This is a genomic window from Pseudomonas sp. TS_SC_3, from assembly GCF_056156225.1.
The window spans coordinates 2,613,306-2,637,178 of record NZ_CM149586.1; the positions used below are offsets into that span (position 1 = coordinate 2,613,306).

Genomic DNA, 23,873 nt, shown 5'->3' on the forward strand with positions numbered 1-23,873 from the left:
CTCACTGAGCGCCCCTTTTATTTCTGTTTATCGCTATCCGCGGGCGGCTGTTCGCCCTGTTGCATCTGCCGCCACAGCTCGGCAGCATCGGCAAACTCGGTGCCGTCCTCGGGTGTCAGCGCGTGAGGGTCATAACGTTGCGTGCAACCTTCCCCCAGGACGGGTGGTGCGCTGGATGTGCCACGCGTGAGCGGATCGTTCATAACACCTCCAGCAGCTACAAGCGCAGTCAGTTAACCGCCAGACGGCCTTCATCATGCTGGGCAAACTCTTTGACCGCACGCAGCACATCGCTGCGGCTGACCTGGCCGATTAAACGACCGTCCTCGACCACCGGCAAACGCCGGCGTCGACCACGCAGAAAGCGCTCGGATATTTCGATGATGTCCGCTTCAGGCGAGATCACTTCAACTTCGGTGGTCATATACGCGCTGACATTACCGCCTGCCGACTCGTAATAAGCGCCGGAGAGGATGCCGCGCAAGCAGTCACCTTCCGACAGCAAGCCCACCAGATGCCCTTGCCCATCCACCACCGGCGCACCGGAAATACGGTGTTCAAGCAGCCGGTTGATAGCAGTAAACAGGTTCATTTCAGGGCGAAAAGTCACCAGATTACGGGTCATGTAATCACGCACTTTGATTGACTTGAGCATCAGCACACTCCTCTGCCTGAACTGAAGTGCACCTTACACCTCAGTCGAACACCACCGTCTTGTTATCGTGCACCAATACACGATCCTCTAAGTGATAGCGTAGACCACGTGACAGGACCATCTTTTCGACATCTTTGCCCAAACGCACCATCTCTTCGATGCTGTCGCGGTGGCTGACGCGTACGACGTCCTGCTCGATGATCGGCCCGGCATCCAGCTCCTCGGTTACATAGTGCGAGGTGGCACCAATCAACTTGACCCCGCGTAACGAGGCCTGATGATAGGGCTTGGCCCCAACAAACGAGGGCAGAAAGCTGTGGTGGATATTGATAACGCGCTGGGAATATTCAACGCACAGGGCCGCAGGCAGAATCTGCATATAACGCGCTAATACAATCACGTCTGCTTCATGGGCATTTACTAAGCGCGCCACCTCATCGAAGGCGGGCTGCTTATCCTGCGGATTAACGGGTACATGGAAGAAAGGAATTGCGTGCCACTCCACCATGCTGCGCAGGTCATCGTGGTTAGATATCACGCAGGGGATGTCGCAATCCAACTCATCGCTGTGCCAGCGGTGCAGCAAATCAGCCAGGCAGTGGGATTCACGACTGGCCATCAGCACCACACGCTTTTTCACCGCCGAGTCGGTAACCCGCCACTCCATGGAAAACTCGCGGGCAATTGGCGCAAATGCCTGACGAAACCCGTCCAGATCGAACGGCAACGAGTCTGCGCGAATTTCGTGGCGCATAAAGAACCAACCACTCTGATTATCCGAGTGATGACTCGCTTCGGTAATCCAACCGTTATAAGTGGCCAGAAAGTTGCTGACCTTAGCCACGATCCCGACCCGGTCAGGGCAGGCAATGACCAATCGAAAAGTACGCATCAACGGCTCCGGCGCTCAAATAAAGTCGCCATTCTAGTCACAGCAGGACAAAACTGCAGTACTCAAACCCCTTCTATTGCGGTGAATGCGCGGCACGACCACACGACAGCCCGGCAGAAACGAGCTCATACCGCACAAATAACGGGCACAAACATGTGCACCTGCATAACAAGCAAAATGACCAACAAGTTACTTAACAATACAATTGCTGAAAAATACCCATAAAGCGGTTTACTTGTGAAAAGTGCCTGTCTACTATTACTGACAATTAAACGCCACCCCTAGTATAGGCACACCCTACATGTCGCTGATCAACGAATACCGCGCTACCGAAGAAGCCATCAAAGAACTGCAAGACCGCCTAAAAAGCATGTCGCAAGACGACAAGCTGCAAAAAGAACTGGAATTCGAAGGCAAGCTGCGGGCGCTGATGGGTGAATATCAGAAGTCGCTGCGCGACATCATTGCCATGCTTGACCCGGACGCCAAGACCAGCAAAGTAGTCCGCGCCAACAAAACTACTGGCACCAAGCGTGCTCGCAAAGTTAAGCAGTATAAAAACCCGAACACCGGCGAAGTGATTGAAACCAAAGGTGGCAACCACAAAACGCTGAAAGAGTGGAAAGCTAAATGGGGCGGCGACGTCGTTGAAAGCTGGGTCACTCTGCTGGACTAAGCAAGCGCACGCCGTACTGCAACAAATAAAAACGCCAGCACTGCTGGCGTTTTTTATGGGCGCTGGCTTTACTCATGGCGCAGCATATAACCCCACATATTACAGGGCATATTGTTGGCGCAGCCGTTCGGCATAAGTACGCCACTCCTGCAACACCGCCTGCTGTGGCGCATCCACGCTGGCCAATACGTCAGCCATGGCCTGCTCGAACTGCTCAAGGGTATTCGGTGCACCATATTCGGGATGACTCAAGCGCTGCTGGCAGAAGGTGCGCCAGCGCTGCTGCTCTTCAGCATTTAAAGTTGTAGCAAAGTTACGCGCCCGGTAACGAAACAGCAGCTCGGGCAGACGCGCATCATCAAAAGGCCAGTCAGTCTCGGCCAGGCGTTGCGGGTCAGCACGCCGCACTTGCTCACACAAGCGACGGTCGCGCTCGCCAATAAAGCCGTCATACAGTTGTTGCTCCGGATCTTGATTGGCAGCGAACGGCTCTTCGGCATAAATGTGCGTCAGCTTGTCCTGCCAAAGAGCAGACTTAGCCTGTAAGTGTTCAGCCTGTGCCTGGCAAGCCGGAATATCGAGTTGCAGGCGTTGAATATCCTGCGCGCGCAATACGTTCATCGGCGCAACAACGGGGCAACGGTTGATATGCAGCAACTTCAGCGGCACCGGCAATTCGCCCTCGGCCAGTTGATCACGCCGCGTATAAAGGCGCGTACGCAAGGCCTCGCCGGAGTCATTCAGCAACGGCGTAATATCCGCCTGTAAATCACAGACGATCAGCGCATTACGATTACGCGGATGCCAAGCCAGTGGCAACACCACCGCCAGATAATGGCGCGCACCGGCATAACGCCCGGAAACATGCACCAAGGGCTGCAATAACCGCACCTGGTCTTGCACCCGTTGTTTACTGCGCAATTGATAGAGATAGTCATACAACTTCGGCTGCTTGTTACGCAGCAACCGCGCCAAGGCAATAGTGGCGCGCACATCCGATAAGGCATCGTGCGCCTGGCCATGTTCAATGCCATTGGCCGCAGTCAGGCGCTCCAACTTAAGCGTCACACGCCCATTTTCTTCAGGCCAAATGATGCCTTCGGGGCGCAAGGCATAAGCCGTACGGACCAAATCGATTAAATCCCAACGGCTATTGCCGCTCTGCCACTCACGGGCATAGGGGTCGTAGAAGTTGCGATACAGGCTGTAACGCGTGACTTCGTCATCAAAACGCAGGCTGTTGTAACCCACCCCACAGGTGCCTGGTAGCGACAGCTCGGCATGCACACGACTCATAAACTCAGCTTCATCCAGGCCGTGCTCGGCTAACGTGCTTGGGGTAATCCCGGTCACCAGGCAGGCAGCCGGGTGCGGCAAAATATCGTCGCTGGGCTGACAGTAAATATTCAGCGGCTCGGCGATTTCATTAAGGTTTTCATCGGTGCGAATTCCGGCCACCTGCAGCGGCCGGTCGCGGCGCGGGTCAATACCGGTGGTTTCGTAGTCGTACCAAAAAAGGCTGGAAGTCACAGTGGCGTCCTGATGTTGAGGCGCGGGCAGTCTAGCATCCTGCTACTCGCGCACCGTCGCCCTCGCCAGCAACGCTTGCATGCACATCACCCACCCCAGCCGCTTCGTAGCCCGGCAATGCGCGGTAAATAGCCCGGCAGCGCACAGACTTGTGACGGCGCCGGTTGCGTCCCTGCCTGCCGCTGGCTAGCATCGGGCTTTCCTCGATGCAGTCTGCCGATGCCATCCACGCCACCCCCCGCTTCAGTTGCCGCCCGCCCGCTGCTGGATACCCGCTATAAAGTGGAAACACCGGAAGGCATCGACTTGCTCCTGCGCCCGGCGGGTCTCGTGCCGCGCGCGCTGGCATTCAGCATTGACCTGCTGATTCGCGGTGCACTGCTCGGTGTATTGTTTGCGGCTTTGGCGATGCTTGGCCAGTTCGGCATGGGCCTGGGCACCATCCTGCTGTTTCTTGTGACCTGGTGGTACATGGTGCTGTTTGAAGTGCTCAACCAGGGCCGCTCCCCCGGCAAGCAGGTGATGGGCCTGCGGGTGATTCATGACGACGGCACCCCCGTTGGCTGGGCGGCGTCATTGACCCGCAACCTGTTGCGCTTCGTCGACATCCTGCCCTTCGGCTACACCCTGGGCATTCTTAGTTGTCTCAATCATCCGGCGTTTAAACGCTTGGGTGATATCGCTGCGGGCACCCTGGTGGTTTATTGCGATGCCCCCCCAACCACTCCCGAGCTGCCGCAGGCCGAAGCTCTCCGCGCACCGTTCCACATGAACCTGAATGAACAGCGCGCCCTGCTCGGCTTTACCGAGCGCGCGCAGAACCTTTCCAGCGCGCGCCGCCACGAGCTGGCGAGTATTCTTGCCGAGCCGCTGCAGGTGCCCGCCGATCAGGCTGAGCAGCGGATCTATGGCATCGCCCGCGGGCTGTTAGGTCCAACATGAAACAGAGCCTGTTTGAACAGCAGCACCAGAGCGACTGGCAGACCTTTAGCGCCCTACTCGACGCGCTGGCGCGCGGTAAAGCCGATAGCCAGCAGTGCAAACGCTTTGCCGCGACTTACCGGCGCTTATGCCAACACTTGGCGTTGGCGCAGAGCCGTGGCTACAGCAGCCACCTGATCGAGCAGCTGCAACAGCTAGCCATGCGCGGGCATCAGCAGTTCTATCGCCACCGCAGCCCATTGGGCGGGCAGTTGCTCGGGTTTATCCTCGCCGGCTTCCCGCGCCTGGTCCGCGCCGAGTGGCGATTTGTCACGGCGGCCTGCCTACTGTTCTTCGGCAGTCTGCTGTTGATGGGCACATTAGTTTATTACGTCCCTGGCCTGGTCTATGCCGTAATGGGCCCGGATCAAGTCGCCGAGATGGAAAAGATGTACGACCCCGATGCCAGGCGCATCGGTCGTTTCAGCGAACGCGACTCTGGCGATGACTGGATGATGTTTGGTTACTACATCATGAACAACATCGGCATTGCCTTTCAGACCTTTGCCAGCGGCCTGCTGTTTGGCCTGGGTAGCCTGTTCTTCCTGCTATTCAACGGCCTGATGATCGGCGCAGTGGCCGGCCATTTGACCCAGATTGGCTATGGCGAAACTTTCTGGTCGTTCGTCATTGGCCATGGCGCTTTCGAACTCACCGCCATTGCCCTGGCCGGCGCGGCGGGCCTGAAACTTGGTTGGGCGCTGCTGGCGCCTGGCCGCCTGCCACGCGGCGAAGCCCTGCGCGTAGCCGCTGGCAGCAGCGTACGGCTGATCGGCGGGGTGATCGTATTTCTGCTGCTGGCTGCTTTTATTGAGGCTTACTGGTCCTCCATGGACTTGGCCAGCCCCTTGGTTAAATACTGGGTAGGCGCTGGCCTCTGGCTGCTGGTGCTGGCCTACCTCGTGCTGGCGGGTCGAGGTGCACATGCGCCTGACTGATGCCAGCGTGGTGATTCGTCCCCGCAGTGCCTGGGAGGCTATCGACCTTGGCGTACTGCTGGCCAGGCAACACGCCGGCCTGTTGATGCTCAGCTGGGCGATGGTCACCCTGCCGATTTTCGCCCTGCTGTGCGTACTGCTCTGGGATTACCCGAGTATCGCCGTGCTGATTTTCTGGTGGCTCAAGCCGGCTTATGAGCGCCTGCCGCTGTACATCCTTTCGCATGCTTTGTTCGGGGCAACACCCAGCCTTAAACAGGCCCTGCAAGCGCTGCCCAGCCTGCTTAAACCACAACTACTGGCCAGCCTAACCTGGCGCAGGTTCAGCCCTATGCGCAGTTTCGACCTACCGGTGATGCAGCTTGAAGGCTTGTCCGGTAAAGCCCGCAGCCAGCGCCTGACGGTCCTGGGCCAGCGCAACGTAAAAGGTGCCAGCTGGCTGACAATTGTCGGCATTCATCTGGAAACAGCGTTGTGGCTTGGCATGATCAGCCTGTTTTACATGCTGCTGCCGGCGCAGATTGAGATGAGCTGGAGCTGGAGCAGTTTGATCAATGTCGCCGCTGGCGAATGGCTGTGGCTGGAGCACTTATCCAACCTGCTCTATGCCCTGCTGCTGATTCTGTGGGAACCGATTTACGTGGCCTGTGGATTCACCCTGTACCTGAACCGCCGTACCGCCCTGGAAGCCTGGGACATTGAACTGGTGTTCCGTCAGCTACGCCAACGCCTAACGGGCGTGGCCTATGCCCTGCTACTCGGTTGCGGCCTGCTCCTGCTGCAGATGCCAAACAGCGCCATGGCCGCTGCCCGTAGCTGCCCGCTGCCGATTGAAGACCCCATAGGGCCACAGGCCGAGCGCCTGCTTAAACAACCGCTGACCAGCCTGGAAGCCCAGGAGAGTATCAACCAGCTGCTCGATCAGCCGCCCTTCGAACACCGCGAAACCGTCACCCGCTGGCGTTTTGGCGAACAGCTCGAAGACCCCGAGGCAGCAGACTCTTCGGCTCTGCAGCGCTTACTGGAGAGGTTGTTTACCCTGAGCAAATCATGGCAAAGCGTTGATGCCGTGGCGTTGTTCTTTGAAGTATTGCTGTGGGCCGCGCTGTTCAGCCTGATCGCCTGGCTGCTGTGGCGCTACCGCGACTGGCTGAGCGCCTTTGCCGGGCGTCTGCGATTGCCACAAGCGCGCCAACACTCGCCACCGACACAATTGTTTGGCCTGGAAATGGCCCCGCAAAGCCTGCCTGCCGATATCCCCAGCGAAGTTGAACGACTCTGGGACGAGCAACCGCGCGCAGCCCTCGGCTTGCTTTACCGCGCCCTGCTCAGCCGCATGCTCTATGAACAACACCTACCGCTGCAACGCTCACATACCGAAAGTGAGGTGCTGCAACGGGTGCACGCGCTGCGCCAGCAAGACCTCAGCCAATTCAGCCAGGTACTGACGCAGCACTGGCAGAACCTGGCCTACGGCCACCAACTGCCACCGGCAGCGCTAAAGCAGGAACTGTGTTCGGCCTGGCGGCGCCTGTTCGAGCATGAGGCACGGGCATGAAGCGGCGCATCCAGTTCCTGCTCGGCGCCGGCCTGCTAGTAGCGTTCGGCCTGCTCGGCATCCACCTACTGGGCAAGGTCACGCCCTATCAGGAAACCCTCGAACATGGCCCCGACCCCGAAGCGCAGGCCAATCCTTACCTGGCCGCCGAGCACTTCCTGCGCAAACAGGGCTTGCAGGTGCAGCGGGCTGATGGCCCGGACGTTATAAAAGACCTGCCGAGCACCGGGCATACCCTGCTGCTGCTCGGCGATCGCAGCCGCATGACGCCCAAGCAGGCCGAACGCGTGCTGGCCTGGGCCGCCAAGGGTGGTCATCTGCTGTTTGTTGCCGAACGATTGTGGGACGAAGAGGAAGGCAAAAGTGGCGACTTGCTGCTCGACAGCCTGGGCATCCAGCAATACGAGAGCGAAGAGCTCGACGAAGACGCCAGCGAGGCGACGGATGAAGAGGCCTCAACAGAGGACGGGGCCAACGCCGAGCAACCAGTCGAGCTGATACCGGATGAGAACGCACCGGCCGCAGCAGACGCAGAAAACGCCTACCCGGAACTTACCCAGCTGTATCTGGAAAACGAAGAGGCGCCGGCCTACTTTAACTTCGATACCGGCTTTCACCTTTATGATGCCGAGGACCGCGCTCACGCCTGGGCCAACAGCGATGCCGCCACCCACCTGCTGCAGCTCTACCATGGCGATGGTTTGATCAGCGTGGTCAGTGACAGCTGGATCTGGCAGAACGCCCACATCAACGAATACGACAACGCCTGGCTGCTCTGGTACATGACCCAGGACAGCCAGGTGACACTGCTCTACCGCGCCGACCGCGATGACTTGTTTAGCCTGCTGTTAGAACACTTCCCCCAGGCGCTGGTCGCCCTGGCGCTGTTGCTGGCATTCGGCCTTTGGCACCTGGGCATGCGCCAGGGCCCGCTGCAGTTGCCCGCCAGTCGCAATCGCCGCCAGTTGCAGGAGCACCTGCGCGGCAGCGCTGACTTCCTGCTGCGCCACAACGGCCAGCACAGCCTGTTGCAAGGCTTGCAACAAGACATTCAGCGCCGCGCCCGCCATCGTCATCCCGGTTTCGAACGCCTCGCGGTGGCCGAACAATGGCAGGTGCTTAGCCGCCTGACCCGCCAGCCTTCCAGCGTTATCAGCCAAGCCATGCGGCCGTTGCCCAAGCAGCGACTGGCCGCCGCCGACTTCACCCGCCAGGTCGCCAACCTGCAAACCCTCAGGAATGCCCTATGACGAGCGAACACACCCCCGAACAGCCGGACAGCGAGATCGAATCAGCCCCTGTCGCCGCTGAAACCGTCGAAGCGGCGGCCAGCGAAACGCCTCTACCGGCCCCAGCACCAGCGACCCCGGCAGCCGCAGCGGCGAATCCAAATGCGCAGCGCCAGCGCGCCAGCCAACTGGCTCAGGCCCTGCGTGGTGAACTGCAGAAAGCCCTGATCGGCCAGACAGCGGTGATCGACGACGTACTCAGCGCCCTGATTGCCGGTGGCCATGTGCTAGTCGAAGGCGTTCCCGGACTCGGCAAGACCCTGCTGGTGCGTGCCCTGGCACGCTGCTTTGGCGGCGAGTTTGCGCGCATCCAGTTCACCCCGGACCTGATGCCCAGCGACGTCACCGGCCACGCCGTGTACGACCTGCAGAGCGAGCAGTTCAAGCTGCGCAAGGGCCCGGTATTCACCAACCTGCTGCTGGCGGATGAAATCAACCGCGCCCCGGCCAAGACCCAGGCCGCGCTGCTGGAAGTCATGCAGGAACGTCAAGTGACCCTGGAAGGTCGCGCGCTGAACGTGCCGCTGCCGTTTATGGTGCTGGCCACGCAGAACCCGATCGAGCAGGAAGGCACCTACCCGCTGCCGGAAGCCGAGCTCGACCGTTTTATGCTCAAGCTGCGCATGGATTACCCCGAGCAGAGCGAAGAGCTGAATATGGTTCGCCAGGTGGCGCGCTCAAGCAAAGCCGACATGCTCGAAGTCACCCCACTGCGCACTCTGCTGCAGGCTCGCGACGTACTGGCGTTGCAGAAAATTGCCAGCGACCTGCCGATTGATGAGCAGGTCCTCGACTACGCCGTGCGCATTGCCCGTGCCACCCGTACCTGGCCGGGTCTGGCCATCGGCGCTGGGCCACGCGCTTCGATTGCCTTGGTACGCTGCGGCCGCGCCCGCGCGCTACTGCGCGGTGGTGATTTTGTGCTGCCGGATGATATCAAGGGCTGTGCCCTGGCCGTATTGCGCCACCGCGTAAGGCTGTCACCTGAGCTGGATATCGAAGGCCTGTCAGTGGATCAGGTGCTGCAACAGCTGCTCGACCAGGTTCCGGCACCGCGCCTATGACCCGTACCTGGCAAAAGCCCGCATTGAAAGGCGCATCTGCATGAAGCCCTCACGCGCGCTGCTGGCGCTGCTCGCTGGTTTGTTCGTGCTCGGCATTGCCCTGGGTATCTGCAGCGCCCTGGGCGTAGCCGTGCCGCGCAGCTTCACGTCAATTTACTGGGGCCTGCTGTTAGTGCTGCTCGGCCTGGCGCTGGTCGACGCCCTGCTGCTGCGCCAAGTGCCGTCGCCACGCATCGAGCGCCAGCTTCCCGGTAACCTGCCGCTGGGGCGCTGGAGCGACGTGCGGCTGAATCTGCACCACAGCTACACCCGTGCGCTACAAGTGGAGGTGTTCGACCATCTGCCCGGCGATATGGCCTTCGAGCACCTGCCGCTCAAAGTTGATCTACATCCTGGTGAGCAAACTCAGGTCAGTTACCGCGTGCGCCCACTGCTGCGCGGACATTTCCATTTCCCGCAGTGCGAAGTCAGCCTGCCCAGCCCCATGGGCCTGTGGCGCGCCCGGCGTTATCTGCCCGTGGCTGGTGAAACCCGCGTCTACCCGGACTTTGCTCGCCTGTATGGCGCACAGTTGATGGCGGTGGATGACTGGCTCAGCCAGCTTGGCGTGCGCCAGCAACAGCGCCGTGGCCTCGGTCAGGAATTCCACCAGCTGCGCGAATTCCGCGACGGCGACACCCTGCGGCAGATCGACTGGAAGGCCACCGCGCGCAAACGCACACCGATTGCCCGCGAATACCAAGATGAACGCGATCAACAGATCATCTTCCTACTCGATTGCGGCAGGCGCATGCGCAGCCAGGATGGCGAGCTGTCGCACTTCGATCATGCCCTCAACGCCTGCCTGCTACTCAGCTACGTGGCGCTGCGCCAGGGCGATGCGGTGGGTCTGTCGACCTTTGCCGGCGAGCAGAACCGCTTCCTCGCCCCGGTCAAAGGCCAGGCGCAGCTGAATGTGCTGCTCAATGCCCTCTATGACCTGCGCAACACCCAGCAACCGGCGGACTTCACCGCCGCAGTGGAAAACCTGCTCAGCCGCCAACGCCGCCGCGCCCTGGTGGTACTGGTAACCAACTTGCGCGATGAGGATGATCAGGCGCTGCTCGGCGCGGTCAAACGCCTGGGCCGCCAGCACCGCGTGCTGGTTGCAAGCCTGCGTGAAGAAGTGCTGGATACCCTGCGCCACACCCGGGTGCAGGACCTCTCCAGCGCCCTGGACTACTGCGGTACACTTGACTACCTGAATGCCCGCGCTGGCCTGCACGAGCGCCTGATTGCCAACAAGGTGCCAGTGCTGGATGCACGTCCTAGTGAATTGGGGCCGCAGCTGGTGAGCAGTTATCTAGCCTGGAAAAAAGCCGGCGTGCTGTAAGAGCAGCGCCGGCCCATCTATCGCTATAACCAGGTGACGTGCTGCTCCAACGGAAAGCGTAAGCGTGGGTTGTACACGCCCTTCTCGTCCTGCTTGCCCACCGCCAGCAGCATGATTGGCAAAGCCTGGCGCGGGATGTTCAGGGTCTTGCGCAGGCGCACCTCATCGAAACCTTCCATCGGGCAGGTGGCATAGCCATAGCTCTGGAAGGCCAGCATCAGGTTCTGCGCCGCCAGCGCCGTGGACTTCACCGCCCAGATGCGCATCTGCGCCTGGCTGTTGGGCGCGCACATCAACGGTTTGCGCCAGGCTGCCACCCGCAGCAGCTGACGTTTGAACAGCCCAAACAGACCGAACGGCCCCTGGTTGTACTGAAAGGGTGCGGTCTTGGTGTAGAAGCTGCGAATCCGCGCCGGCACTTCCGGCTCCGGCCAGTAGTCGATGATGTTCTGGCAAGCCTGCTTCCAGGTGTCCGGGCGTGCGAGCACGGCAATAATCAGCGGCGCCTTGGCGGCGTTCTGACTCATGCACACCGGGTGCAAACGGGCCAGCAACGCCGGATCGCGAATCACCTGAAAACTCCAGGGCTGCAAGTTGCAGGAGTTGGGTGCGAGCACCGCCAGTTCCAGACAATCACGCACCACCTCATCAGGCACCGCTTCGGCGGTAAAGCGGCGTACCGCGCGGCGGCTTTCGATCAGCTCACGCAGTGCGGCGGGGGTGGCGGGGGAAATGGCAGTGTCGGCGGGAAACAGGCTCATGGGGGCATCCTCGGCAGGTCGCCCGATTAAGCCGCGATGCTTGGCTGCGAACAAGCCGTGTACCGGCTTAGTCCGCAGCCTTGGCGCAAATGGCCTTAGCCCAGGGCCTTTTCAATGGCCTGAATGATGCTCGGATCATCCGGCGTGGTGCGCGGCGAGAAGCGCGCCAGCACGCGACCGTCGTGACCAACGAGGAATTTCTCGAAGTTCCAGGTGATGTCACCGGGAAACTCGGCGCCCTCGCCCGCCAGTAGGCGATACAGCGGGTGGCGCTCCGGCCCATTGACCTCAAGCTTGCTGCCCAATGGGAAGGTCACACCGTAGTTAAGGCTGCAAAACGCGCGAATGGCGTCCTCGCTGTCGGGCTCTTGCTCGGCAAACTGGTTGCACGGCAGGCCCAATACGCTGAATCCCTGATCTTTATACTGCTGATAGAGCTTTTCCAGGCCCGCATATTGAGGCGTCAGGCCGCACTTGGACGCCACATTGACCACCAATACCACCTGCCCTTTGAAGGGTGCCAGCGGCAGCGCTTGGCCATCCAGGGCACGCAGGTTGAGGTCGTGAAAGGCACTCATGGCTAACTCCTTGAGAACACATGGGTTACGCGTGGCGGACAAAAATGGCCGGGAGCCATTTTTAACGTCGCACCGCGACGGTCCGCAGGGTGACCGCCAAGGATGGCGGTTCATAAAAAAGGCGCCTAACTGAAGGCGCCTTTCTTCTGTTGCAGCTTAGCAGTAGCGCGTTGGGAAGAAACAACCGCAAGTCGTTTCATCGAAAACGCTGCCTGGCCAACGCACAGCAGGCAAGGACTGCTGCTTAGTGGTGATGACCGCCTTCGCCATGGACGTGGCCATGGGCGACTTCTTCTTCGCTAGCATCACGGATTTCAACAATCTTGACCTTGAAGTGCAGACGCTGGCCAGCCAGGGGATGGTTGCCGTCAACAATCACGTCGTCGCCTTCAAGATCGCGAATAGTGACGATCTGCATACCGCCGTCCGGACCGGAAGCGTGGAACTGCATGCCGACTTCCAGCTCATCAACGCCTTCAAACATCGAACGGTTGAGGGTGGCGACCAGCTCGGCGCTGTATTCGCCGTAAGCGTCTTCCGGCTCAACGGCAACGTCCAGTTCGTCGCCAACCTGCTTGCCCAGCAGGGCTTTTTCCAGGCCGCCGATGATGTTGCCAGCACCGTGCAGATAAACCAGCGGCGCGCCGCCTGCGGAACTGTCGATCACCTCACCGGCATCGTTAGTCAGGGTATAGTCGATGGAGACGGCCTTATTGGCGGCGATCAGCATGGGGCGAGACCTTTTGCGTGGAAATAAAGAGCGGGCAAGTTTACCCAAGGGTACGCGCGAAAGCGAACCGGACGCAGACGGACGGCCACGCGCGGCAGGCGTGCGCTTACTTGATTTTCGTCAGGATGAGCACGGCGATTGGGTGGCAGTATTGTCCTGCGGCCACACGCAGCACTTACGCCATCAACCACCCTGGCAGAATCGCGCCTGGGTTCTAGACGCCAAACAACGTAAAGCACAGCTGGGTAAAGCCTTTACCTGTGGCTGGTGTGCGGCCGAACATGACGCAAATGCGGCGGCCATACAGCGCCCGCCACACGACTTGAATAAGGAGCGGTAAATGCCCGCGCGTAACATTCTGGTGATTAACTGCGGCAGCTCGTCAATCAAGTTTGCCCTAATCAATGAAGACCACGAGCACTTGTCTTTTAGCGGGATAGCCGAACGCCTCGGCGACGCGGATGCCCAGGTGCATTGGCAGCACGATGGCAACAAACAGAGCCTGATGCTGCCTCACGCAGACCATCGCGCCGCGCTCGCACACGTGCTGCCCCTGGTCCAAACGGCTGCTGGCGGTCAGCTACAAGGCATCGGCCATCGCGTGGTGCACGGCGGCGAGCACTTCACCGCGGCCAGCACGCTCGATGACTCAACCATTGCCGCGATCCGCGCCACCGCACCTTTAGCACCGCTGCATAACCCGGCCAACCTGCTGGGTATCGAAGCAGCGATCAAGCTGTTTACCAGCTTGCCGCAAGTGGCGGTGTTCGATACCGCATTCCACCAAACCCTGCCCGAACACGCCTATCGTTATGCCCTACCGGAGTCGCTGTATCGCGAGCACCGTGTACGCCGTTATGGCTTTCACGGTACCAGCCACCGCTTTGTCAGCCAACGCGCTGCCGAGATGACGGGGCTGCCGGTAAATGCCAGCAGCTGGCTGGTCGCGCATTTAGGCAACGGCTGCTCGACCTGCGCCATCGTCGATGGCCAAAGCCGCGACACCAGCATGGGCCTGACGCCCCTAGAAGGTGTGGTGATGGGCACGCGCAGCGGTGACGTCGACCCTAATTTGCATAGCCACCTGGCGCGCACCCTGGGCTGGAGCCTGGAGCAAATCGAAACGTTGCTTAACAAAGAAAGTGGCCTATTGGGATTGTCCGGCCTGTCCAATGACATGCGCACCCTTGAGCAGGCCCGCGAGCAAGGCCATGCCGGCGCGACGCTGGCCATTGAGGTGTTTTGCTACCGCTTAGCCAAATCGCTGGCCGCCATCAGCTGCGCGCTGCCGCAACTCGACGGGCTGATTTTCACTGGCGGCATTGGCGAAAATTCACCGCTGATACGCAGTAAAACGATTGCCCACCTTAAATTACTCAACCTATGCCTCGACGAGCCTGCTAACGCCAAGGCCGTGCGCGGTAGTACCGGGCCAATCCAGGCCCATGGCCACCCGCGTGTGTTGGTGATACCGACCAACGAAGAACGACAGATCGCCCTCGATACCCTGGCGCTACTCGACGCCTGAACGGAGCCCCTATGCACACCTTTTTTATTGCCCCCACCGGTTTCGGTGTCGGCCTAACCTCGATTAGCCTCGGCCTGGTTGGCGCCCTGGAGCGTGCTGGACTCAAGGTGGGCTTCTTCAAACCCATCGCCCAGCCCCATCAAGGTGATTTGGGCCCGGAACGCTCAAGCGAACTAATCGCCCGCACCCACGGCCTGCACTCGCCAAAACCGCTGGCCCTGGCACATGTCGAGCGCATGCTCGGCGACGGCCAGCTGGATGAACTGCTGGAAGAAATCATCAGCCTCTATCAGCAGGCGGCTGAAGGCAAAGACGTGGTGATCGTCGAAGGCATGGTGCCGACCCGCCAGGCCAGCTACGCCGCGCGGGTCAACTTCCACCTGGCTAAAAGCCTGGATGCTGAAATCATTCTGGTCTCGGCACCGGAGCAGGAAAGCCTCAGCGAACTGTTCGATAGGGTGGAGATTCAAGCCCAGCTGTTCGGCGGGCCGAAAGACGAGAAAGTGCTCGGGGTGATCCTCAACAAGGTGCGCAGCGACGATGGCATCGAAGCCTTCGCCGCTCGCCTGAAAGAACTCTCGCCACTGCTCAGGGGTGATGACTTCCGCCTGCTCGGCTGCATCCCCTGGCAGGACGAACTGAACGCACCGCGCACCCGCGACATTGCCGACTTACTCGGCGCGCGGGTATTGAATGCCGGTGATTACGAGCAGCGGCGCATGCTGAAAATTGTGCTCTGCGCCCGCGCGGTGGCCAATACCGTGCAACTGCTCAAGCCCGGCACGCTGGTGGTGACGCCTGGTGATCGTGACGACATCATCCTCGCCGCCAGCCTGGCCGCGATGAATGGCATGCCACTGGCCGGCCTGCTGCTGTGCAGCGACTTTGCCCCCGACCCGCGGATCATGGAACTGTGCCGTGGCGCACTGCAGAGCGGCTTACCCGTGATGACGGTGAGCACCGGCTCTTACGACACCGCGACCAACCTCAACCGCCTGAATAAGGAAATCCCGGTCGACGATAAAGAGCGTGCTGAAACGGTCGCAGACTTCGTCGCCAGCCATATTGACCACGAATGGTTGTTCGCCCGCTGCGGCACCCCGCGTGAGCTACGCATGTCGCCCCCGGCCTTCCGCTATCAGCTGGTGCAACGCGCCAAGGCGGCGAACAAACGCATCGTTCTGCCAGAGGGCAGCGAACCGCGCACCGTGCAGGCGGCAGCCATTTGTCAGGCACGGGGTATCGCCCGCTGCGTGCTGCTGGCCAAGCCAGAAGATGTTTATGCCGTGGCACGCGTGCAGGGCATCGAGCTGCCAGAAGGGCTGGAAATTCTTGACCCGGATTTAATCCGCGAACGCTATGTCGGGCCTATGGTCGAGCTGCGCAAAAGCAAAGGGCTGAACGCACCGATGGCCGCCGCACAACTGGAAGATACCGTGGTACTGGGCACCATGATGCTCGCCCTGGATGAAGTCGACGGCTTGGTTTCCGGCGCGATCAATACCACTGCTAACACCATCCGCCCGGCGCTGCAGCTGATCAAAACCGCGCCGGGCTACAAGCTGGTGTCCTCCGTATTTTTCATGCTGCTGCCCGACCAGGTACTGGTCTACGGCGACTGCGCGGTAAACCCCGACCCCACTGCGGCGGAGCTGGCAGAAATCGCCCTGCAAAGTGCGGCCTCGGCCAGCGCCTTTGGCATCACCCCGCGCGTGGCCATGCTCAGTTACTCCACCGGTGATTCCGGCAGTGGCCAAGAGGTCGAAAAAGTCCGCGAAGCCACCCGCTTGGCGCGGGCCATCGACCCGCAATTGCTGCTCGATGGTCCGCTGCAATACGACGCCGCCGCCATTGAAAGCGTCGGCCGGCAGAAAGCCCCCGGCAGCCCAGTGGCCGGGCGCGCCACGGTATTTATCTTCCCTGATCTGAACACCGGCAATACCACCTATAAGGCGGTACAGCGTAGCGCTGATTGCGTCAGCGTCGGGCCGATGCTGCAGGGCTTGCGTAAACCGGTGAACGACTTGTCCCGTGGGGCCTTGGTCGATGACATCGTCTACACCATTGCCCTGACTGCGATTCAGGCCGCCAATCGGGTGCAATAACCTCTTATACAGGCTGGCCAAGCGCCGGCCTGTATCCTGTAACTGCACTGAAAAACCGCGAACCGCGGGGATAATATGTCCTTATAAATAGTTGCAGTACCCGACGCAGGCGGTAACCTGTGCGCCGACCGGTCTGCGTTAGAAAGCCACAGACCCAAACCAGCCAGAACCTATAAGAGGCATCGGCCCCCATGCTGCATCTCCTGCCTGCCCCATTGCGCGGCCTGATCGCGGGCCTGTTGCTCGCCTTAAATACCTTGATCTGCTGCTGGCCGCTGTTCATCGGGGCACTGCTCAAGTTTTTGCTACCCAGCACCAAGGTGCATCGCGCGCTGCGCTTTGGTATGCACGTGACGGCTGAGTTCTGGATTTCCGTCAACAAATTCTGGATGAACCAGGTAGGCCGCACGCACTGGGATGTAGCCGGACTGAGCAGCCTCGACAAACAACACTCCTACCTCGTCACCAGCAACCACCAGAGCTGGGTGGATATCTTGGTGTTGCAATACCAGTTCAACCGCCGCATTCCATTTCTCAAGTTTTTTCTCAAGCAGGAGTTGATCTGGGTGCCGGTGATTGGCCTGTGCTGGTGGGCACTGGAGTTTCCTTTTATGAAGCGATTCAGCAAGGAGTACCTGGCTAAACACCCGGAAAAACGTGGCGAGGACCTGGCCACCACGCGCAAGGCATGCGAACGCTACAAGACTAATCCGGTGTCGGTTTTTAACTTCCTTGAGGGCACGCGCCTGTCACCGGCTAAGCACGCGCAGCAGCAATCGCCGTTCAAGCACCTGCTCAAACCCAAAGCCGGCGGTATTGCCTTTGTTCTTGATGCCATGGGTGAGCAACTGCATAGCCTAATCAACGTGACCATTCACTACCCGCAGGGCACCCCTGGGTTCTGGGACCTGCTGTGTGGGCGGGTTGATCAGATCGTCATACGCGTTGAGCAGGTGCCAATCCCTAAGGAGTTTATTGGCGGCAACTACGATCAGGACGAAGCCTACCGCCTGCAGTTTCAGCAGTGGGTCAACCAGCTGTGGCTGGCTAAAGATGCGCAACTGGGTGAGCTGAAACAGCATTTCCCAGCCGGCTGAATAGCCATTTGTGAATGCATAAGCCCGCCTAGTCAGCGGGCTTTTGTTTGCTCAAGGGCAGGTTGTTCCAGTCTAGTTGCGCGGGGAAGGTATTGGCTTGCTCGACGCTCAGCCCTGGCGCGACTAAAAATCCCTGCATGATCGCGCAATCGTGCTGCGCCAACCAATCGCGCTGGGCCATGGTTTCGACCCCCTCGGCGATCACGTCCAACCCCAGATGGCGGCCCAAGTCGATAATGGTACTGACCACTGCCGCATCGCGCGGCGAGTCGAGCATATTGGAGATAAACAGGCGGTCAATTTTCAGCGTATCCAACTCAAAATGGCGCAAATAGGCCAGCGATGAATAGCCCGTACCAAAGTCATCTATGGCGATTTTCACCCCCAGCAGACGCAGCTGCTTGAGCTGTTCACGACTGGTATCAAGGTCCTGCATCAAGGCACTTTCGGTAACCTCCACCTCCAGTTGGTGCGGGGCCAGCTGGTGCTGGTCCAGCACCCGGCGCAGATCTTCGACCAACTGCGGCATACAAAACTGCACAGGGCTGACATTCAGACTCATCACCAGCTCAGAACCGTAGAGCTGACTCATCTGCCGACATTGCTCAATCCCGGCCTGGAATATCCAACTGCCGAGTCGGTTGATCAGCCGCGTTTCTTCCAGCAGCGGGATAAACACCCCTGGCGCCACGGTGCCAGCGACCCGATGTTGCCAGCGCAACAGTGCTTCAAAGCCACGTAAGCGTCCGCTATCAAGGTAAACCTGTGGCTGATAGACCAACACGAAATCGTTATTTTCGATGGCACTGCGCAGGCTTTCCTCAAGCATCAACCGTGAGCGGGCACGCCCATTCATTTCCGGAGAAAAGAAGCGGTACTGCTGACGCCCTGCGCGCTTGGCCTCGTACATGGCCATATCCGCTGCACGTAACAAACTCTCGACGCTTTGCCCACATTCGGGAAAACAGGCAATCCCCACACTTGCGCCCAAGGTCACGTCAATGCCGTCGAGCGTGTGCCGAACTGATACTTGCTGGATCAGCTTTTCAGCAATGCGCGCGGCATCTTCCGGGTGTTCCAGGCTATCGAGCAAGGCGGTGAACTCATCCCCGCCGATACGCGCCAGGCAATCATAAGAGCGCAGACTGGCCTTGAGCTGCTCACCAACCAATTTCAGCAAGCGGTCACCCACATCATGGCCCAGCGAGTCATTGATCCGCTTGAAGCCATCAAGGTCAAGATAAAGCACGGCCATACGCTGGCCGCTGCGCTCGATACGCGACAATGCTGAATCCAACGCCTGGTAGAAACCTCGCCGGTTGAGGAGCCCGGTGAGTGCATCAGTAATTGCTTGGGATTCCAACTGCCGGCTTAACTGGCGCACTACTGACATATCCAGCGCCATGATTACCATCCCGTGCTGCAAACGGGGCAAGGGCGAACAAGACAAGGCGACCGGCGCTTCATTACCGGTCAAGGTGCGCAGGTTGGCATCATGCAACCGATAGGAATCACCGCGTCGCCATTGCTGATAAAACTCAGACAAGCGCCAGTCGCTGGTCACTTGCGGGCTGCACAGGTATGACAGCATTTCACTGCCCTGCAGATCGCCGACGGTCCCTTCGAGCATGCGTGCCATGGCCGGGTTGGCAAAATTGATACGGCCATCTTCACCCACCACCATGATGCCTTCAGCGGCGTTATCCAACACCGAGGCATTGAAAGCCCGCGCGCTATCCAATTGCTGGGTCAGTTGCAACAACTCGCTGCGCCTGCGCTCATGCTCAAGCAGGACATGAATTTTGTGGCGCAATACGCTGGTATCGAAGGGCTTGAGCATAAAGTCTACCGCACCGGCGGCATACCCTTTGAGAACGGAATCCTGAGTTTGAGCGATTGCCGACACGAAAATGATCGGGGTGTAGCGGGTACGTGGGTTGCCACGCATCAGCCGGGCGACTTCAAAGCCATCCATCAATGGCATCTGCACATCCAGCAGAACCAGGCCAACATCCTCTTCCAGCAAGCACTGCAAGGCCGCCTCGCCCGAGTCCACACAGCGTAGGCGCCAGTCACCTTCTTCAAGCAGGGCTTCCATTGCCGCTAGGTTTTCTGCGCGGTCATCCACGACCAGCAAAACCTGGGTACTGGGTACAACAGCTAACTGCACATGGGCCATAAATCTCTTCCTTATCCCTGGCGAGCGCCTTGCGGCTTATGCTGAGTTTGAGGGTAGCAGGTCGCTGCAAAGTTACTGCGGCGGCGCAGCGTACGGCTCACTGCTGGCCAGCCAGCGCACCAACAATTCCAGTAAGGCTTCGCGGCTAACCGGCTTGGCCAAGTAGTCGTCGGCGCCAGCCGTGAGGCACTTTTCGCGGTCTCCTTTCATCGCATGCGCGGTCAGGGCAATGATTGGAATATTGCAGGCGTACTCAGTTTTGAGCAGACGAGTGGCGGTGTAGCCGTCCATGGTTGGCATGGCCATGTCCATCAGGATCAAATCGAACCGCTCGCGCTCATAACAGTTGATGGCGTCCTGACCATCCTTGGCCGCACTTACCACCAAGCCGACCTCATCAAGCAAGGCAGTCAGGGCATAGACGTTACGCACATCGTCATCCACCAGCAGCACGCGCCGGCCCTTCAGCGGGTTCTCGACCCTGGGGCTCTCCATGCGCGTGGGTGCCTGCACGCCGCCAAGGAAGCCCTGCATGGCCTCGCTCAACGCTTGCATATTCTCACCATGCTTGTGCACCACCACAGCACTGAAGTGACGCAGGCGCTGCAGCGTTTGCCGGGTAACATCGACCCCGGTGTTGACCACAACCAAGGTGTCAGCAAGCGGACGGCGCCGATTGAGAGAGTCCAGCAGCTCGAAGCCGTCCTGATCCGGCAGGTCGAGGTCAATCACCAATGCACTGAACACACCATTGGCATAAGCCTGCCGTGCCTCATCGGCACATGCACAGGCCTGCACATCAAAGCCCAGCTGCTGCAGATGCTCACGGTAATGCTCGCGCTCAACCTCAACATCCTCGACCAGCAGCAAACGCGGTATCGGACGCTGACCTCGCTGCTGCAGGCCAACAAATACCTGCTCCAGATCAGCCCGCTGAATTGGCTTGACCAAGTAGCGCGTGCCGTCATCGCTCCAGTCAGCCGGCTGCGGCACGCAGGAGATGATGTGCACCGGCGTTCTGCGGTGGCTGGGCTGGGCTCGCAGGCTGCGAAACAGCTGCCAGCCGCTGATATCCGGCAGCAAAATATCCAGAATCACGGCACTGAAATGCTCATTCTTCAGCAGACTGAGTGCCTGCCCACCCGAGCGACAATGCACGGTGGCAAAGCCATGGGCATGGGCTTCTTCGGCCAACACGGCAGCAAAATTCACATCATCTTCGATGATCAATACCGCCGGGCCTTCCCCGCTGCGCTGCGGTAATTCCGCGACTGGCTCGGTCTGTTCTTGTGCCACCACGCGCACTGGTAGCCTAACGGTAAAGCACGAGCCCTCCCCCGGTGCGCTTTGTAGGCTGATCTCGCCATCCATCGCCAGCACCAATTGACGGGTAATCGCCAACCCCAGCCCAGTGCCGCCGAAACGCCGACTGGTTGAACCATCAATCTGCTGAAAAGCCTGGAAAATCTGCTCATGCTGCTCAGCCGCGATGCCAATACCACTGTCGCGCACGCTGAAGTTGAGCCATTCGTGCTCATCCTCCGGCTCACCAAGGGCACACGAAACCGTCAAGCTGACTTCGCCATGCTCAGTAAATTTCAGGGCATTGGACAGCAGGTTACGCAGAATCTGCTGCAGGCGAATCCGGTCGGTGTGAATGATGCGCGGCACGCCAGCTTCCAGCTGGGTATGCAGGCGCAACCCCTTGATCTCGGCCATCGGCCGAAGGCTGGCATCCAGCTCGACCAAAATGTCCTGCATGGCCAAGGGCTCAAGTTTGAGGTGCATACGGCCGGACTCAACCTTGGCCAGATCCAGTACATCGTTGATCAGCTGCAGTAAATCGCTGCCTGCACGGTGCACAATATCGGCGTGTTTGGCCTGTTTCTCGGTTAGGTTGCCGGCGCTGTTGAGGCGTAACTGGTCACTGAGTATCAAGATGCTGTTGAGCGGCGTACGCAGCTCATGGGACATGTTGGCGAGAAACTCTGACTTGTAACGGTTGGCCAGAATCAATTGATCTGCCTGGTCACGTAAGCGCTGCTCGGCAGCCTTGCGCTCGCTGATATCAATAATCACCGCTTGCACCAACGTGTCTTCGCCGCTGCGTATTGGTGACAAGCCCACCTCTAGGGGGATCAAGCGGCCGTCGCGGTGCTGGCCAAACAATTCGCGGTTGTTGCCCATGCGCCGTGGCTCTGGGCTGCTCTGATAGCCCTTACGCATGGGGACATGACTATCACGCAAAGCGGCAGGCAACAAAATCTCGACTGGCTGCGACAGTAACGCCTCGCGACCGTATCCAAACAGTTGCTCCGTTTGACGGTTCACCATGGCGATGCAGCCGTGGCTGTCCACCAGCACAATGGCATTCGGCGAGGCTTCAACCACCAAGCGAAAACGCTCTTCTGCGCCTTTGCGGGCACGCAGGTCGACCAGGTTAATCAGGTAACTGAGCCCTCCCGAATCACCCAGTACGCTCAGGCTCAATGCGACCGGCACCTCTTCACCCAAGTCTTGACGAGCCAGGTACTCGTTAGCCTGCTCGGGTGTTTGATGGTCGACGGCCAGGTCACTTAACTGCTCAATGGCCGGTAAAAAGCGTTTAACCCGCTCCCCCACCAAGCCTTCTGGGGTGCAGTCAAGTAGCGCCGCTGCACTGCGATTGGCCATCTCAATCCGCCCCTGGGCGTTACACAGCAGCGTTGCCACCGGCAAACACGCCAGCAACAGACGGAAGCGCTCTTCACGCTCACGCAACTGAGCCGTCACCTGCTGATTGATGTGTAGCTCGCGCTCGCGCAAGTACAGATAGCCCCCCACAAGTAAGGCAAGCAGCGCGGCAGCCACCAGGCTGATCCATAGACTGATGCTGCCACGAACCGGTAACGACGCTTCATAGGCGGGCGTTCCACTGACCTCCAGCTGCCAGACCCGCCCATACAAGAGCAGCTCGACTACGCGGTGGAAGCGCGGCTTAAACGGCCCATTAAGCGCCTCAGGCAATAGCGCCTGCGACGCCTGCGGATCATTGATTGCCACATTGAAACGCGGCGCTTGTCCACCGAGGATACCGCCCATCAAATCAGCACTGCGAAACGCGCCATGAAGCACGCCACGCAATGCCGCTTGTCGTTCCTCATCGGTATTTAGCGGCATACCCGGCATATAAACCGGCAAGTACAGCAGCACTCCGCCCTGCGCACTCGCATCAGCCTCCTGACGCAAAGTGACTGGGGCACTGAGGATTAACTCGCCACTGCCAATTGCCTGCTCAAGCGCTGCGCGCCGCACCGGTTCACTGAGCATGTCAAACCCCAGCGCACGGCGATTGCGCCAATCCAGCGGGCTGATGTAATCAATCAGCAGATATTGCTCACGCTCACCCGCCGGAAACAGCCGGTATTCACTGCGAACCAAGCTCTGCTTGGCTAAATAGTCGTCCAGCTGATCGGCACGAAGGTAGCGCGACCAGGCCAACGCCATGATGCCGGGGTAGCGGTCCTGCAGCTGCAGTTGATCGATGGCGCGCTCCCACTCTTCGAGGGACACATCCTCGCTGCCAGTCATCAACCCGGAAACGCCGCGCAGGACCATTTCATAAGCCTGCATACGGTTTATTACCCGCTGGCCAATGTCCTCGGCTTCCAATTCAAAGCGCTGCTGGCTCTGCTCACGCTCACGCTGCTCAAGCGCTTGCCACTGCCAAACAACGACGCCCGTCAGCACCAGCAAAAGGGCCAGAGTGACCCCTAGTGGCAACCACGGTTTACGTAATCCAGAACCATGCTTGTCGTCCATGCGCGCTCCAGTTCTCGTCCAAGACCGACGCTGGCGAAGGCGTCAGTGCAGCAGGGTGTATGGCGTTGTTATCTGCAGTCTAGACACGAATTGAATAAGCATCCGGCGCTAAATCCCAGGCATAAAAAAGCCGCGCATT

Annotated in this window: 20 protein-coding genes; 11 read left to right on the forward strand and 9 right to left on the reverse strand. The window is 59.6% G+C overall.

Annotation, left to right across the window (positions count from 1 at the left end; translation table 11 throughout):
- Positions 1–17: 17 nt before the first annotated feature.
- From AC0J6G_RS12595 to purU, 3 genes are read right to left on the reverse strand one after another with little or no spacing between them, the layout of a single operon-like run.
- On the reverse strand, positions 18–203 hold the full coding sequence (locus AC0J6G_RS12595; protein ID WP_475248198.1) for a hypothetical protein: 186 nt from the start codon (positions 201–203) through the stop codon (positions 18–20).
- 26 nt (positions 204–229) lie between these two features.
- Positions 230–655: a CBS domain-containing protein gene (locus AC0J6G_RS12600; protein WP_475248199.1), complete on the reverse strand. Its 426-nt coding sequence runs from the start codon at positions 653–655 to the stop codon at positions 230–232.
- A 40-nt stretch (positions 656–695) separates the two neighbouring features.
- Positions 696–1,547, reverse strand: coding sequence for a formyltetrahydrofolate deformylase (gene purU, locus AC0J6G_RS12605; RefSeq protein WP_475248201.1), 852 nt, complete (start codon positions 1,545–1,547; stop codon positions 696–698).
- Between the two features lie 301 nt (positions 1,548–1,848).
- On the opposite strand from purU, the gene mvaT reads away from it, so the two are divergent.
- Complete coding sequence (gene mvaT, locus AC0J6G_RS12610) at positions 1,849–2,223, forward strand: histone-like nucleoid-structuring protein MvaT (protein WP_475248203.1); 375 nt, start codon at positions 1,849–1,851, stop codon at positions 2,221–2,223.
- 99 nt (positions 2,224–2,322) lie between these two features.
- On the opposite strand, the gene sbcB is transcribed toward mvaT, so the two are convergent.
- A complete protein-coding gene (gene sbcB / locus AC0J6G_RS12615; RefSeq protein WP_475248205.1) occupies positions 2,323–3,753 on the reverse strand; it encodes an exodeoxyribonuclease I in 1,431 nt (476 codons plus the stop codon).
- A gap of 219 nt (positions 3,754–3,972) precedes the next feature.
- Here sbcB and AC0J6G_RS12620 point away from each other — a divergent pair, with 219 nt between their 5' ends.
- From AC0J6G_RS12620 to AC0J6G_RS12645, 6 genes are read left to right on the forward strand one after another with little or no spacing between them, the layout of a single operon-like run.
- The gene (locus AC0J6G_RS12620) at positions 3,973–4,695 is read left to right on the forward strand and encodes an RDD family protein (RefSeq protein WP_475248207.1); all 723 of its coding nucleotides are present in this window, start codon (positions 3,973–3,975) and stop codon (positions 4,693–4,695) included.
- On the forward strand, positions 4,692–5,672 hold the full coding sequence (locus AC0J6G_RS12625; RefSeq protein WP_475248209.1) for a stage II sporulation protein M: 981 nt from the start codon (positions 4,692–4,694) through the stop codon (positions 5,670–5,672). The genes AC0J6G_RS12620 and AC0J6G_RS12625 overlap by 4 nt, the downstream gene beginning before the upstream one ends.
- Complete coding sequence (locus AC0J6G_RS12630) at positions 5,659–7,230, forward strand: DUF4129 domain-containing protein (protein WP_475248211.1); 1,572 nt, start codon at positions 5,659–5,661, stop codon at positions 7,228–7,230. The genes AC0J6G_RS12625 and AC0J6G_RS12630 overlap by 14 nt, the downstream gene beginning before the upstream one ends.
- The gene (locus AC0J6G_RS12635) at positions 7,227–8,480 is read left to right on the forward strand and encodes a DUF4350 domain-containing protein (RefSeq protein WP_475248213.1); all 1,254 of its coding nucleotides are present in this window, start codon (positions 7,227–7,229) and stop codon (positions 8,478–8,480) included. The genes AC0J6G_RS12630 and AC0J6G_RS12635 overlap by 4 nt, the downstream gene beginning before the upstream one ends.
- The gene (locus AC0J6G_RS12640) at positions 8,477–9,583 is read left to right on the forward strand and encodes an AAA family ATPase (RefSeq protein WP_475248214.1); all 1,107 of its coding nucleotides are present in this window, start codon (positions 8,477–8,479) and stop codon (positions 9,581–9,583) included. The genes AC0J6G_RS12635 and AC0J6G_RS12640 overlap by 4 nt, the downstream gene beginning before the upstream one ends.
- 40 nt (positions 9,584–9,623) lie before the next feature.
- A complete protein-coding gene (locus AC0J6G_RS12645) occupies positions 9,624–10,955 on the forward strand; it encodes a DUF58 domain-containing protein (RefSeq protein WP_475248216.1) in 1,332 nt (443 codons plus the stop codon).
- 23 nt (positions 10,956–10,978) lie between these two features.
- Here AC0J6G_RS12645 and AC0J6G_RS12650 read toward each other — a convergent pair whose 3' ends face one another.
- From AC0J6G_RS12650 to AC0J6G_RS12660, 3 genes are all read right to left on the reverse strand, one after another.
- Positions 10,979–11,716, reverse strand: a complete 738-nt coding sequence (locus AC0J6G_RS12650; protein ID WP_475248218.1) for a nitroreductase family protein — start codon at positions 11,714–11,716, stop codon at positions 10,979–10,981.
- A gap of 95 nt (positions 11,717–11,811) precedes the next feature.
- Complete coding sequence (locus AC0J6G_RS12655; protein WP_475248220.1) at positions 11,812–12,294, reverse strand: glutathione peroxidase; 483 nt, start codon at positions 12,292–12,294, stop codon at positions 11,812–11,814.
- Between the two features lie 244 nt (positions 12,295–12,538).
- Complete coding sequence (locus AC0J6G_RS12660; RefSeq protein WP_475248222.1) at positions 12,539–13,024, reverse strand: FKBP-type peptidyl-prolyl cis-trans isomerase; 486 nt, start codon at positions 13,022–13,024, stop codon at positions 12,539–12,541.
- Here AC0J6G_RS12660 and AC0J6G_RS12665 point away from each other — a divergent pair.
- From AC0J6G_RS12665 to AC0J6G_RS12680, 4 genes are all read left to right on the forward strand, one after another.
- Positions 12,993–13,364 carry a DUF3565 domain-containing protein gene (locus AC0J6G_RS12665; RefSeq protein WP_475248224.1) on the forward strand — a complete coding sequence of 124 codons (372 nt, stop codon included), beginning with the start codon at positions 12,993–12,995 and terminating at the stop codon, positions 13,362–13,364. The genes AC0J6G_RS12660 and AC0J6G_RS12665 overlap by 32 nt on opposite strands.
- Positions 13,365–14,552, forward strand: coding sequence for an acetate kinase (locus AC0J6G_RS12670; protein ID WP_475248226.1), 1,188 nt, complete (start codon positions 13,365–13,367; stop codon positions 14,550–14,552).
- Positions 14,553–14,563: 11 nt separating this feature from the next.
- Positions 14,564–16,657 (forward strand): phosphate acetyltransferase, encoded by a 2,094-nt coding sequence (pta, locus tag AC0J6G_RS12675; protein ID WP_475248228.1) that lies wholly within the window; start codon positions 14,564–14,566, stop codon positions 16,655–16,657.
- A 191-nt stretch (positions 16,658–16,848) separates the two neighbouring features.
- Positions 16,849–17,754 (forward strand): acyltransferase, encoded by a 906-nt coding sequence (locus AC0J6G_RS12680; protein ID WP_475248230.1) that lies wholly within the window; start codon positions 16,849–16,851, stop codon positions 17,752–17,754.
- 28 nt (positions 17,755–17,782) lie between these two features.
- Here the strand turns inward: AC0J6G_RS12680 and AC0J6G_RS12685 are convergent, their stop codons facing one another.
- The gene (locus AC0J6G_RS12685; protein ID WP_475248232.1) at positions 17,783–19,933 is read right to left on the reverse strand and encodes a putative bifunctional diguanylate cyclase/phosphodiesterase; all 2,151 of its coding nucleotides are present in this window, start codon (positions 19,931–19,933) and stop codon (positions 17,783–17,785) included.
- A 72-nt stretch (positions 19,934–20,005) separates the two neighbouring features.
- Positions 20,006–23,734 carry a response regulator gene (locus tag AC0J6G_RS12690; RefSeq protein WP_475248234.1) on the reverse strand — a complete coding sequence of 1,243 codons (3,729 nt, stop codon included), beginning with the start codon at positions 23,732–23,734 and terminating at the stop codon, positions 20,006–20,008.
- Positions 23,735–23,873 lie beyond the last annotated feature (139 nt).

Coding starts and splice junctions, on each gene's coding strand:
- AC0J6G_RS12595 (WP_475248198.1), bottom strand. CDS start 203: ATGAACGATCCGCTCACGCGTGGCACATCCAGCGCACCACCCGTCCTG.
- AC0J6G_RS12600 (WP_475248199.1), bottom strand. CDS start 655: ATGCTCAAGTCAATCAAAGTGCGTGATTACATGACCCGTAATCTGGTG.
- purU (WP_475248201.1), bottom strand. CDS start 1,547: ATGCGTACTTTTCGATTGGTCATTGCCTGCCCTGACCGGGTCGGGATC.
- mvaT (WP_475248203.1), top strand. CDS start 1,849: ATGTCGCTGATCAACGAATACCGCGCTACCGAAGAAGCCATCAAAGAA.
- AC0J6G_RS12620 (WP_475248207.1), top strand. CDS start 3,973: ATGCCATCCACGCCACCCCCCGCTTCAGTTGCCGCCCGCCCGCTGCTG.
- AC0J6G_RS12625 (WP_475248209.1), top strand. CDS start 4,692: ATGAAACAGAGCCTGTTTGAACAGCAGCACCAGAGCGACTGGCAGACC.
- AC0J6G_RS12630 (WP_475248211.1), top strand. CDS start 5,659: ATGCGCCTGACTGATGCCAGCGTGGTGATTCGTCCCCGCAGTGCCTGG.
- AC0J6G_RS12635 (WP_475248213.1), top strand. CDS start 7,227: ATGAAGCGGCGCATCCAGTTCCTGCTCGGCGCCGGCCTGCTAGTAGCG.
- AC0J6G_RS12640 (WP_475248214.1), top strand. CDS start 8,477: ATGACGAGCGAACACACCCCCGAACAGCCGGACAGCGAGATCGAATCA.
- AC0J6G_RS12645 (WP_475248216.1), top strand. CDS start 9,624: ATGAAGCCCTCACGCGCGCTGCTGGCGCTGCTCGCTGGTTTGTTCGTG.
- AC0J6G_RS12650 (WP_475248218.1), bottom strand. CDS start 11,716: ATGAGCCTGTTTCCCGCCGACACTGCCATTTCCCCCGCCACCCCCGCC.
- AC0J6G_RS12655 (WP_475248220.1), bottom strand. CDS start 12,294: ATGAGTGCCTTTCACGACCTCAACCTGCGTGCCCTGGATGGCCAAGCG.
- AC0J6G_RS12665 (WP_475248224.1), top strand. CDS start 12,993: ATGGAGACGGCCTTATTGGCGGCGATCAGCATGGGGCGAGACCTTTTG.
- AC0J6G_RS12660 (WP_475248222.1), bottom strand. CDS start 13,024: ATGCTGATCGCCGCCAATAAGGCCGTCTCCATCGACTATACCCTGACT.
- AC0J6G_RS12670 (WP_475248226.1), top strand. CDS start 13,365: ATGCCCGCGCGTAACATTCTGGTGATTAACTGCGGCAGCTCGTCAATC.
- pta (WP_475248228.1), top strand. CDS start 14,564: ATGCACACCTTTTTTATTGCCCCCACCGGTTTCGGTGTCGGCCTAACC.
- AC0J6G_RS12680 (WP_475248230.1), top strand. CDS start 16,849: ATGCTGCATCTCCTGCCTGCCCCATTGCGCGGCCTGATCGCGGGCCTG.
- AC0J6G_RS12685 (WP_475248232.1), bottom strand. CDS start 19,933: ATGGCCCATGTGCAGTTAGCTGTTGTACCCAGTACCCAGGTTTTGCTG.
- AC0J6G_RS12690 (WP_475248234.1), bottom strand. CDS start 23,734: ATGGACGACAAGCATGGTTCTGGATTACGTAAACCGTGGTTGCCACTA.